We start from the raw sequence: 6111 nt of genomic DNA on the forward strand, positions 1-6111 counted from the left end.
CCCCCGACTACCGCACCGAGATGCAGCACCGCTTCACCACCTGGGAGCAGGTCACCGGCACCGCCGGTCTGTCCACCACGGCCTGAGCACAGGCCCCACCATGCCCCGACACACCATCAGACACCCACACACCCAACAACGTGACAGCGCCCTCAGGAGAACTCACGGGATGTCGCACAGCGTAGTCGGAGCAGTGGGTGGCCGGGGTGGTGTGGCCTGTGCCGGTCAGTTCCACCAGTGCTGTGGCGGACGCCGTGCACGTGAGCTGTCCGAGTGCGAGAGGGGTGAGTGTGGTCGGGTCGTAGGGGAGGGTGACGCGCAGCCGCCCGGGGGCGTTTGGGGTGGCGGTCACCTTGGCCAAGGCAGTTTCCAAGGTGCCGGTCAGGGGTGGTAGTGCGCTGGTCAGGCCCTGCTTGCGGTCTTCGGGTGAGGGGCCGGTGAGGAGGGCGCGTACGGCTTCGGTGGGTGATGTGATGCCGGCGGCGGAGCGCTCGACGGGGTGCAGTGCCCTGTCCTTGAGGAAATAGACGGCGGTGCCTGCCACGATTCCGGTGGCCGGCTCGCCGGCTCCCATGGGCTTGGACGCGTCGATCGCCGGACCGGTGCCGCAGCCTGTGAGGCCGAGTAGGAGCACAGGGAGAAAAGGGCGAAGGAGGCGGCTGCTTTGTATCACGTACCGTCTCCTGCCGTGGGGGTGCGTGGGAATTCTGCGGTGAAGACTGCTCCGCCGTGCGGGCCGTTGGCTGCGGTCAGGGTGCCGCCGTGCAGGCGGGTGTTCTCCCAGGCGATGGCGAGGCCGAGGCCGCTGCCCTCGGAACGTGACCGGGCCTGGTCAGCTTTGTAGAAGCGGTCGAAGAGATGCGCGGCGGTCTCGGGAGAGAGCCCCCCGCCGTGGTCGGTGACGTTGATCCGTACGCAACCCTCGTCGCCCTCGGATGCGGTCACCCGGACGGTCACGGGCGGCGCTCCGTGGCGCAGGGCGTTGCCGACGAGGTTGGCTATGACGACATCGAGGCGGCGGGGGTCCAGGCGCGCGGTGACGGGGGGTTCGGGGAGGTCGGTGGAGACTTTGTCCTGCCAGCCGCGGGCGCGTAGGCAGGCACGTACGGCCTCGGCCACGTCGATGTCGTAGGCGATCAGGGTATTGGCGCCGGCGTCGAAGCGGGAGATTTCCATCAGGTCGTCGACGAGCCGTGCGAGGCGGTCGGCTTCGGTGGTGACCAGGCGGGCCGCCCGGCTTATATCCGGCTGGAGGGTGTCGGCGCTGTCGTCGAGGACGTCGCTGACGGCGACCATCGTGGCGACGGGCGTCCGCAGTTCGTGGGAGACGTCGGCGGCGAAGCGGCGGGCGGAGGCTTCCATTCTGCGGAGTTCACCGACCGTGGTCTCCAGCGCGGCGGTTGATTCGTTGAACGCCTTGGTAAGGTCGGCCAGTTCGTCGTTTCCGGTGGCCTTGATACGACTGGTGAGATCGCCGTCGGCCATGCGTCGGGCGCCGTGCTGGAGCCGGCGCACGGGGCGCAGTACGCCGCGGGCTGCGAGCAGTGCGGGCGGCACGGCGAGGACGAGCGCGGGGATCGCGCCGTACTGGGAGGCGACCCACACGGCGGCCTTCGCGTCGCTGAGGGAGCGCAGCGGGGTGGCTCCGTAGACCTCGATGCCGGACGGTTGTCTGCTGTCGGCGAAGGTGATCGGGGTGCCGGCTGTGAGCCAGGGGGTGCCGTCCTGGGTGACGCGCTGGAAGGTCAGTTCCCGGTTGGCGGTGACATCACGGCGGAGGGGTTCGGGGATTGCAGGGCCGCCCTGGGCCGAGGTCACGGATTGGGCGCCGTAGGAGACGGTGATGATCCGGAAGCCGCTGCCGGAGGCCAGTTTTCCGGCGAAGGAGGTGAGCTGGGCGCGGGTGGGCGGGTAGGGCAGGTCGCCGGCGAATGTGGTGGTCGCGTCCCGCAGGCTGTTGAGGAGGGTGTCCTGTCCGGTCCGGAGGATCGAGATGTGCGCCTGGTAGTAGGTGAATCCCGCCGTCGCCACCACGCTGATGGCCGCGACCAGCAGGTATCCGGCGATCAGGCGGCCCCGCAGCCCGAACGACAGGCGCTTGACCAGAGAGGGGCGCTTCACAGCGGTCCGAAGCGGTAGCCAAAGCCGCGCGCCGTCTGTATGTAGCGGGCGGATGCCGGATCATCCTCGATCTTCGTACGAAGCCGGGCGATACCGGAGTCCACCAGGCGTACGTCGGCCGACGGGTCGTGGCCCCATACCGTTTCGAGCAGTTCCTGCCGGGCGAACACATGACCGGGGTCCGCCGACAGGTGCAGCAGCAGGCGTAGTTCCAGCGGGGTGAGGGCGACGCGGCGTCCGTTCTTGGTAATGCTGAGACCGGAGCGGTCCACGGTGAGCTCCTCGTAGATCTCGGTGGCTGTGGTCGCGGGTGAGGGGTCCTGCCCGCGCAGGACTGCGCGGATACGGGCATCGAGGACCCGGCCGCGTACGGGCTTGACGACGTAGTCGTCCGCGCCCGCGTCGAGGCCGCGCACGATGTCGGAGTCGTCACCACGGGCCGTGAGCATGATGACGGGCACTGGCCAGGAGGCGCGGATGCGGCGGCAGACTTCGAAACCGTCGGTGTCCGGCAGCATCAGGTCGAGGACGACCAGGTCGGTGCGCGTTGTCCGCAGCGCCGTGAGACCCGCGTGGCCGGACTCAGCGGCGTGGACCCGGTGGCCCTGGTGCTCCAGGGCCAGCTGAAGGCCGTCGCGCAGGGACTGGTCGTCCTCGATGAGCAGAATCTGGGGCATAAGGAAATTATGGCTACCTCTGCCAGCAGATCCGGGCAGCAGGCCCCCTCCGGAAGCTTTGTTACGGTCCGTCCACATTCTGCCCACAGGCGGCGGACAAAACGCGGAAACGCTGGCTGGGTGAGCGATCACCGCCGTCGCCGAGCTGCCGCCCGCCGGAACCCCTCCGGCCAGGAGCGCACCCCCGTACCCTCCGCACCCACAGGAACCTCCATGAACCATACCCCTCCCCCCGCCCCGGACGGCCCCGCACCGGCTGTACCTCGCACCTCCGCGCGCGGCTGCACACCCGCGCAGACAACAGTCGTAGTGCTACTGGTCTTCGGGGGGTTCCTGCTGCCCGTCGTCGGCTGGCTGATCGGCCTGGCCGTGTGGTTGCCGGCCCGCGGATGGAGCGGTCGCGCCAAAGTGGCGGGGGCCCTGGTGTGGCCGCTGGCCGCTCTGGTGGTGATCCTCACCAGTGCCGTGGCGTACTGGCTGGTCCTGCCACTGGGCGACCCCGTCTCCTCCGTCGCCACCTCTCTGTTCCTCCTGGTGCCCGGCAGCTGGCTCGTCCTGCTGCTGCTGGCCACCTGGGCCCTGCTCGGTGCCCGCCGCACGGAGCAGGGCCGATGATCCGCCGCAGGACCGTCACCGCATGGCTGGGCAGCGGGCTACTCCTCGCAGGCTGCGCCCCCCTGGACAAGATGGGAATCCACGGCCACGCAGCAGGCCCCCGCAGCACCCCCGATGCGCCCTCGATCACCCGGACATCCGTCACCGGTAATGACCTGCCCCGGGTGTCGCCGACCCCACAGCAGATACGCCGTACCGGGCCCGACCTCTCCGTGCCGCTCCGTGTGGACCTGCTCACCGCACAGGGCACCGACGCCCGCTCCGTCACTTTGGTGAAAGCGGCATTGCGCCGCGCGGGTGCCGCCGACGTCCGTGTTTCTCCCCTCAGCGGTGCCTCGCCTCCCGCAGGACCGCTGACCGTCGTCATCGGAACCGTCTCGGCTCCGCACATGGCCGACAAGCTGGGACGCAGCAAGGCCTTCACCTCCGGGACACTGCCGCCTGAGGGCTACCAGATCACCACCGGTAACCTCGACGGCCATACCGGAGTGCTGCTCGCGGGCGCCGACGGCGACGGTGTCTTCTACGCAGCCCAGACCTTCACCCAGCTGGCCACCGACGGCCGGATAGCGGGCGCCACGGTCGTCGACCACCCCGCCATGCCACTGCGCGGGGTCGTCGAGGGCTTCTACGGCAAGCCCTGGACCCACGAGGAACGCCTGGACCAGATCGCCTTCTACGGCTACGTCAAGCTGAACACCTACCTGTACGCGCCCAAGGACGACCCGTACGAACGTGACCGCTGGCGCGAGCGCTACCCGAGGAAACTGGAACGCGAGCTGGCCGAGCTGGCCCGGCACGCCGCCGACCACCACGTGCGCTTCACCTATGTCCTGTCCCCGGGCAAGTCCATCACCTACAACGATGCGGGCGACCGCCAGGCCCTGACCGGCAAGCTCCAGTCCCTGTACAACCTGGGGATCCGGGACTTCGCCCTGGCCTTCGACGACATCCACCCGCTGCCCGTATGGAACGGTGCCGCGGACTTCGCCCGGTACGGGCCCGTCTCGGAGCAGTCCGCCGCCGCCGCTCAGGCCGACCTCACCAACCGCATGCAGCGCGAGTTTGTCGACCAGCACCGCGGCATGCGCCCGCTGCAGTTCGTGCCCACGCAGTACAGCGACCTCGCCGACACCCCGTACAAGAAGACCCTGCGCCGCGCCCTGGACGACCGCGTGCAGGTGTGGTGGACGGGCGCCGACGTGGTGCCCACCTCCATCACCACCGCACAGACCCGTCGAGCGGCCGACGTGTGGGGCCACGACGTGCTGCTCTGGGACAACTACCCCACCAACGACTACGACCACGCCGCCGGACGCCTGCTGCTCGCCCCCTACGCCAAGCGCACCCCCAGGCTCGGCGAGCACCTCAGCGGCATCGCGCTCAATCCGATGAACCAGGCATCGGCCAGCAAGATCGCCGAATTCACCGGTGCCGACTACGCCTGGAACCCGCGCGCCTACCGGCCCACTGACTCCTGGCACAGCGCCGCGGCACACATGACCGCCCACGACCTGCAAGGCACCCACGCCCTGCTGACCTTCCTCGACACCCAGCACATGGCGCCCAGCTGGACCGGCACACCATGGCAGCCCGCAGCCCCCGCCCTCAAGGCCCGACTGGATGCCATCGAACGATCCTGGCACACGGGCAGGAAACACCAAGCGGTCACGGCACTGCGCGCACAGACACGCTCACTCGCCGAAGCCCCCACCGAGATCCGTAGAGCCGTCACCGACCCGGGTTTCGCCGCCGAGACCAAGCCCTGGCTGGACGCACTCACCCTGTGGGCCAAGGCCCTTGAGCACACCTGTGACGGGCTCGAACACCGCGCCAAGGGAGAGAAGGGCAAGGCCACCCGCTCGTTCACCGCAGCGGCCGAGTTTGCGCGCGCGGCGGCCGCGGTCCGCACCATCCCCGGCGCCACCCGCCCGCACGGCAACGTCAAGGTCGCCGACGGCGTACTCGACACCTTCATCCACCGAGCCGCGAAAACCCTGTAGGACACTGAGCAAAGGCAGGGGCGCGGCATGCTGACCCAACCGAGAACCCCCAACGCCGCAGAAAGCGAAGGCCAGACCGAACGGACGATGACGTTCGCAGCGGGCTACCTCGTGGCCCCGCACCTGCTGTCCGTCCTCACCCGCGGCTTGACCGACCACCACCACCCCACCACCTCCAGGCTTCAGCCGAGCCGGTAGTCAATCCACCGCCTGCCAGCCTCCGCCGCCCGGCCCCGGTAAGCGCCCAGAGCGCCGCCGGGGCCATGTGCGTGATGCCATGCCCAGTAGCCGGTAATCGCCACCGCGAACAGGTTCACCGCCTCCGGATCCGCCGCGCGCCACGCCGTCACCCGGGCCCCGAGCTCCACTTCCGCTCCGGCTGGGCTGTGACCGGCGAGGATCAACTACGGGACGAGGAAGGCCGCATCCACCCACGCCGCTCCACGCGCAGCCCAGGACCCCGACCTGTCCCGTGACTCAAACGCCCACCGGGCGGCGAACTCACCCTCACCCAGCGCACCGTCAACCGAGCCCTGGCCGCTGCGAGGGCACCAGTCGAACGCGGCATGGCACGACTGAAGCCCTGGCAGATCTTTCGCAGATCCCGCATCAGCCCCAACCGCATGACCGTCATCGCCAAAGCCGTCCTCACCCTGGAGAGGCAACGCTGAAAACGCTCACTGTTGCGACGGCCG

Annotated in this window: 5 protein-coding genes and 1 pseudogene; 3 read left to right on the forward strand and 3 right to left on the reverse strand. The window is 69.4% G+C overall.

Annotated elements, in window-relative coordinates; all coding sequences use genetic code 11:
• Positions 1–7 precede the first annotated feature (7 nt).
• From EES42_RS42345 to EES42_RS42355, 3 genes are all read right to left on the reverse strand, one after another.
• Positions 8–574 (reverse strand): hypothetical protein, encoded by a 567-nt coding sequence (locus tag EES42_RS42345; protein WP_164495558.1) that lies wholly within the window; start codon positions 572–574, stop codon positions 8–10.
• 95 nt (positions 575–669) lie between these two features.
• On the reverse strand, positions 670–2121 hold the full coding sequence (locus EES42_RS42350) for a sensor histidine kinase (RefSeq protein WP_241196948.1): 1452 nt from the start codon (positions 2119–2121) through the stop codon (positions 670–672).
• Positions 2118–2798, reverse strand: a complete 681-nt coding sequence (locus tag EES42_RS42355) for a response regulator transcription factor (protein WP_124723520.1) — start codon at positions 2796–2798, stop codon at positions 2118–2120. Before EES42_RS42355 ends, EES42_RS42350 begins: the two co-directional genes overlap by 4 nt.
• A 213-nt stretch (positions 2799–3011) precedes the next feature.
• Between EES42_RS42355 and EES42_RS42360 the strand changes: the two genes are divergently transcribed.
• The 3 genes and pseudogenes from EES42_RS42360 to EES42_RS42370 form a co-directional block, all read left to right on the forward strand.
• On the forward strand, positions 3012–3413 hold the full coding sequence (locus EES42_RS42360; protein ID WP_241196949.1) for a hypothetical protein: 402 nt from the start codon (positions 3012–3014) through the stop codon (positions 3411–3413).
• A complete protein-coding gene (locus EES42_RS42365) occupies positions 3410–5416 on the forward strand; it encodes a beta-N-acetylhexosaminidase family protein (RefSeq protein ID WP_241196950.1) in 2007 nt (668 codons plus the stop codon). Before EES42_RS42360 ends, EES42_RS42365 begins: the two co-directional genes overlap by 4 nt.
• A 476-nt stretch (positions 5417–5892) precedes the next feature.
• A pseudogene (locus tag EES42_RS42370) lies at positions 5893–6087 on the forward strand (transposase family protein); the annotation flags it as partial.
• Positions 6088–6111: the final 24 nt, after the last annotated feature.

Source organism: Streptomyces sp. ADI95-17 (assembly GCF_003846175.1).
In the GTDB taxonomy this organism is placed as follows: domain Bacteria; phylum Actinomycetota; class Actinomycetes; order Streptomycetales; family Streptomycetaceae; genus Streptomyces; species Streptomyces sanglieri.